This window comes from Nitrospirota bacterium, assembly GCA_016212215.1.
Classification (GTDB): Bacteria; Nitrospirota; 9FT-COMBO-42-15; order HDB-SIOI813; family HDB-SIOI813; genus JACRGV01.
Map to the genome: position 1 here is coordinate 1 of JACRGV010000067.1, position 4614 is coordinate 4614.

At 40.1% G+C, this 4614-nt stretch carries 7 protein-coding genes; 5 read left to right on the top strand and 2 right to left on the bottom strand.

The genetic code is table 11. The features are described 5' to 3' along the window. Positions 1-360: 360 nt before the first annotated feature. Positions 361-666 carry an endonuclease domain-containing protein gene (locus tag HZA08_06095; protein ID MBI5192997.1) on the top strand — a complete coding sequence of 102 codons (306 nt, stop codon included), beginning with the start codon at positions 361-363 and terminating at the stop codon, positions 664-666. 21 nt (positions 667-687) lie between these two features. Here HZA08_06095 and HZA08_06100 read toward each other — a convergent pair whose 3' ends face one another. Together HZA08_06100 and HZA08_06105 are read right to left on the bottom strand one after the other, a co-directional pair. After that, positions 688-1107: a hypothetical protein gene (locus HZA08_06100; GenBank protein ID MBI5192998.1), complete on the bottom strand. Its 420-nt coding sequence runs from the start codon at positions 1105-1107 to the stop codon at positions 688-690. Between the two features lie 19 nt (positions 1108-1126). After that, positions 1127-2269 (bottom strand): hypothetical protein, encoded by a 1143-nt coding sequence (locus tag HZA08_06105; GenBank protein ID MBI5192999.1) that lies wholly within the window; start codon positions 2267-2269, stop codon positions 1127-1129. 391 nt (positions 2270-2660) lie between these two features. Here HZA08_06105 and HZA08_06110 point away from each other — a divergent pair, with 391 nt between their 5' ends. The 4 genes from HZA08_06110 to HZA08_06125 all read left to right on the top strand — a co-directional run bounded on the left by HZA08_06110 (position 2661) and on the right by HZA08_06125 (position 4324). Further along, positions 2661-3119 (top strand): nucleotidyltransferase domain-containing protein, encoded by a 459-nt coding sequence (locus tag HZA08_06110; protein ID MBI5193000.1) that lies wholly within the window; start codon positions 2661-2663, stop codon positions 3117-3119. After that, complete coding sequence (locus tag HZA08_06115) at positions 3116-3277, top strand: hypothetical protein (GenBank protein ID MBI5193001.1); 162 nt, start codon at positions 3116-3118, stop codon at positions 3275-3277. Before HZA08_06110 ends, HZA08_06115 begins: the two co-directional genes overlap by 4 nt. A gap of 581 nt (positions 3278-3858) precedes the next feature. Then, entirely contained in the window at positions 3859-4065 is a 207-nt protein-coding gene (locus HZA08_06120; protein MBI5193002.1) for a hypothetical protein, read from the top strand. Next, entirely contained in the window at positions 4052-4324 is a 273-nt protein-coding gene (locus HZA08_06125) for a type II toxin-antitoxin system mRNA interferase toxin, RelE/StbE family (protein ID MBI5193003.1), read from the top strand. The genes HZA08_06120 and HZA08_06125 overlap by 14 nt, the downstream gene beginning before the upstream one ends. Positions 4325-4614 lie beyond the last annotated feature (290 nt).

A 4614-nucleotide genomic window follows, 5' to 3' on the forward strand; every position in this document is an offset into this window, starting at 1 on the left:
GGGCTTTCATATAGTTCGTTACCTCCCTATATGCCAGATATAACTACCTGACCGCTACGGACAATTGTCAGGATGGGACTTTCACCCATAAGCTCAGCCATTTCGCTGGCTGCACGTGAGCGCCCCGCTCATGGCGGTTCATATGAAATACTTATAGCATGCAGTCCTTTAAGTTGTTCTGTAAGATGATGGTTTTTTAATGATGGGTCTTGTGGGTTTTCCTGCAGAAGATTTAACCTTTCCTCTATATTGTCCTTCAATTCCGGATGCTTCTTAATAAAATGCGGTTCTTTCTCATTTTGAGTGGGTAAAGAATATTCCCTCCCCCTTGACGGGGAGGGATAGGGTGGGGGTGATTCTATGGGAGATAAGATAACAACATTGGGGAAAGCCCTCAGGAAAAGACCTACAGATGCGGAACAATTGCTATGGAATCACTTGAGGATGAAACAGATGGAAGGATTGAAATTCAGAAGGCAACAGCCTATAGATAAGTACATAGTTGATTTTGTTTGCTTTGAAAACAGTATTATTATTGAAGTGGATGGCGGACAGCATGCGGCAGAAAGAAATAAGGATATAGAAAGTACGGGGAAAATAAATCTGTCCACTTTACCTGAGCGCATAGTATCTTCTCTTTTTAAATACATGTCCCCTGAACTTTAACTTCTGCTATATGCTCCTCTATTACTCCACTATTACCGTTCCCCGCATCTTATGGCCGGAAATGGCGCAAACGTAATAGTATGTCCCTGCGACGTCAAATGTGTGAGAAAATGTCCCGCTGGGTGCTATATTACCTGAGTTTAAAGGTGATCCGGTAGTTGAGCCGCCGCCTGCGGTGCATGCCGGCCCGCTATCACTTGTACTGGTTACGGTATGTGAAACACTATCATTATTTTTCCATGTAACGGTCTCACCGACTAAGATAGTGACGCTGTCTGGAAAATACGCAGTTATACAGGCAGAAGACGCTCCGGAAATGATCGAAATAGTTGTAGCTGTTCCACTGCTGCTTTTACCACCCCCACCGGCACCTCCGCAACCTGTTATCAATAAAGAGACAGCTAATAAACAAAAGATCCCGATGTATTGAAATAGCTTCATTGTGTTTCTCCTTATATTTTTAGTAGAATAGATGTGCCATTATCAAAAACTGATCGTTTTGAGTCACGTTAGATTCTTCAATATTCTTACGGTACTGAATCAAGACCTCTGAAAAAGGGTATGGATATAAATCAACTCCAAGGGTAATTCGTTGTATAATATCTTGTGATGTAATCTGGTCAGGGTTATAGAAATCGTACTTGACCTTTGCAGCCACCCCTTTTATCAGGTCAGCACTAATCTCTGCATAGGCGACATTACCGTTTGTTTTTGAAGACCCGCTCATTTCTTTAGATATCCAATCCCACTCCCCTAACATGGAAAGTTGCCGGAAGTGTATGGCTGTATATACCCCGATGTAATTATCTTTCTTTCCTGCTGAGCCCGCTGTCTTGTTGCTATAAAAAGAACCTGCAAGCCAGAATAGAGGCGTCTTGACCCCGCCGGTGCATGATATCGCCTTAGCAGTGTTATCATCCGGTGCGCCTCGGGTTCCATTGAAGATAGCTGCATTACCGAACCACTGCCCTTTTGCGAACCCGGCCTCAAGCCCGGCCTCGGAATCCTGACCGAAGTTATTGCCAAATCCGAGTTTGTCACGAATAAAGGAGGTGTGGTCATCTAATTTTAAACCATAGGGCGGGAGAAACTTTCCAAATTTGATATGGGCATTGGCAGGAAGTGTATGGACAAGTCCAAAGAACTCCTTATTTCCCTGAATTCCATCCTGATAGTATATGGTAAAGTTGCGATGAGGCATAAACGCTGCATATAGGTCAGCCTGCATTGGGAAAAAACTATTCTTGTAAGCTGATGTAGATTCAGATTGGGATAGGAGATAGGCAAATCTCAGGTCTGTCCCGATGGCGATAATACGATTGAGCCTTGCCTCTTTTAGTGTCCCTTCATCCTCCTCGTCAAACCTATTCTTAGGGAGATTTTCAAGCAAGAATTGCCAGCCGTGGTCATTTCTCATCCCCCCGCCTGTTGGATTAATATGACAGGTACGGCAATCCATTGTCATTCCCTCGACCTCATTGTGATGATTATGTTCGCCGAATATTCCGTCGCCGAATCTTATTGGGAATTGCGGCAAGCTATAGGCCTTTGCTGCCTGCATGACGATGCAAAGGAAAATAATTATAACTATTTGAAGTTTCATTGGGATGTTAGGAGTTTTGCAGGTAAGACTACAGGTCCCATCTTTCTGTAACCTCGTTATATATGATATTATCGCTATCCCCATTATGCTATTAGCTGCAACCTGATAGATTGAGTTTGCGATTAATCGTCTATCACCATACAGGTATGTATAATGACACAAGGTAATTTATTTTTCCAGTATCTGTAATTCTCAAAATGAAAACCGAAAATTCGAGTTTCATTCTACTTTTCAAGATATAAGCTGTCAAGGAGATTTTTTAGGGTCTTTGGGGTTTTTCAATAAGTACCGGCTATCTGCCCCCCTGACATGGATATTAAATCCTGAATGAACTAAAATTTAGAAAAGTAATGCCCTTGCTAAGAATTGGCTAATGTTGTATTCTTGGGCTATGAAAATTACTGATGAGCAGAAATTTCAATTAGAAGAATTCTCTTCTCAGCACGGGATCAGATTCATTGTTTTATTTGGTTCACAAGTCAATGAATTTCGGGAATTTCAGAGAGAAGACTCTTATTATGACATAGCTGTATCTTTATGTGGAATAAAATCAGTAACAAGCGACTTTAAACTATACTCACAGATTTTGGACGGTCTGTGTACAATCCTCAATATACCTTATGAGAAGATAGACCTTGCAGACCTCGATAAAGCCAATGTCCTGCTAAGGTACGAGATTACTTTCAGAGGACAACTTCTATTCGGGTATGAGATGGATTATCTGGAACTCAAATCCGTTGCCTTTCGTGAATATATTGATGCAAAAGGACTTCGTGAACTTGAGTCCTGTTTAATCAACAAGAGGCAAAGGTTAATCATGGATGCCCTTACAGAAATAACATCAAAATGATCAATAAAGACTTTGTAAGAAGAAAAATCTCCCTCATTCAGGATGAACTTTCCCATCTTGTTGAACTGTCACGTTTTTCCCTTAATGAGATTGCCGGTGACTTTGTAAAGATGAGTGCATTAGAGAGAATTCTTGAGAGAATTATATCAAGGGCTTAAAGGGGACGGTTCTCTTTATTTCTTCTGCACCCTATTTTCCTTCCTTTTCGGCTTACTCAACTCCTTAATTTTCAGCAATTCTCGGCGAAAGGGGAGAATGCTTGAAAACAGGATTAAATTCTATAATCTCAGAAGGAAGCAGACTAAGAAGTCCCTTTCTGGAGATAAATTCTCCATTTTATCATTCCAGCACTTGATGTTTTTTTCAAAGAAGGGGGTAAATAGATAAGCCTGTCCTAATGCTATTACTAAAATTCCGGGGACACCGCACTTAATTCCCAATAATCGTCAATCTTACTCAGACCAACGGCCAAAGCTGGTACGCCGTGGGGCAGACGACCAATGTTCCATAGTCTGAAAGAGATAATTGGTGTCATGCCTTGATTTCCAAATTAAGCTTCTGCAGGATCAAAAAATATTCAGGCTGACATCAATTCAATCTCCGGCAATATTTTTTTTGTTTCTTAAATTCAGCAACCACAACCTTCTTAGTCGTTGCGTGCAAATACTTGCAAAACATGGCTTATTTTCATAAGATGAGTACAGGATTTATTTTCATATATTGAATAGGAGGTGATTTCATGAAGGTTGCAGAGATGTCTGTAGAGGAATTAAGAAATCTGATAAAAGAGGCTATCAGGGAAGAAAAAGAGGAACTCTTAGATGTAAAACGCAGGATATTTGAACTTGAGACACTTCAGTCCCTAAAAGAGGTAAGAGAGGGTAAGGTGAATTCCTATGATTCAGTAGAAGATATGCTGCGGGATATAGAAAATGATAAAATATAGACTTGCCCCTACTTCAATTTATAAAAGGGCACATAAAGCATTTATTAAGAAGCATCCAGAATTGAAGGACAATATAGAGGAAAGGTTAAATCTTCTGCAGGAAAACCCACAAGACCCATCATTAAAAAACCATCGTCTTACCGGTCAACTTAAAGGACTGCATGCTATAAGTATTTCATATGAATACAGATTAGTTTTTAAGACCGAAGGTGAAATTATTTATCTACTTAACATAGGCATTCATGACGATGTTTATTAAGAAGGTAATTCCTGTTGAATTCCGGGGACACCGCACTTAATTCCCAATTATCGTCAATGTTAACCAACCTAACGGCCAAGGATGGTTCACTGTGGAGCATATAGCCAACGCCATATAATCTGAATCTGCGATACCAATGAATTATTTTCTATTTTTATCTTTTGATTATGATAAAATATGCCTAATCCTTTATATTAATTGCAAATGATGAGAAAGGAACCTGTTTGGCGGAAAAGAGTTATACAAGATCTTTAGGAGAAGGGGTAAGGAAGAGACATTATCATATGACA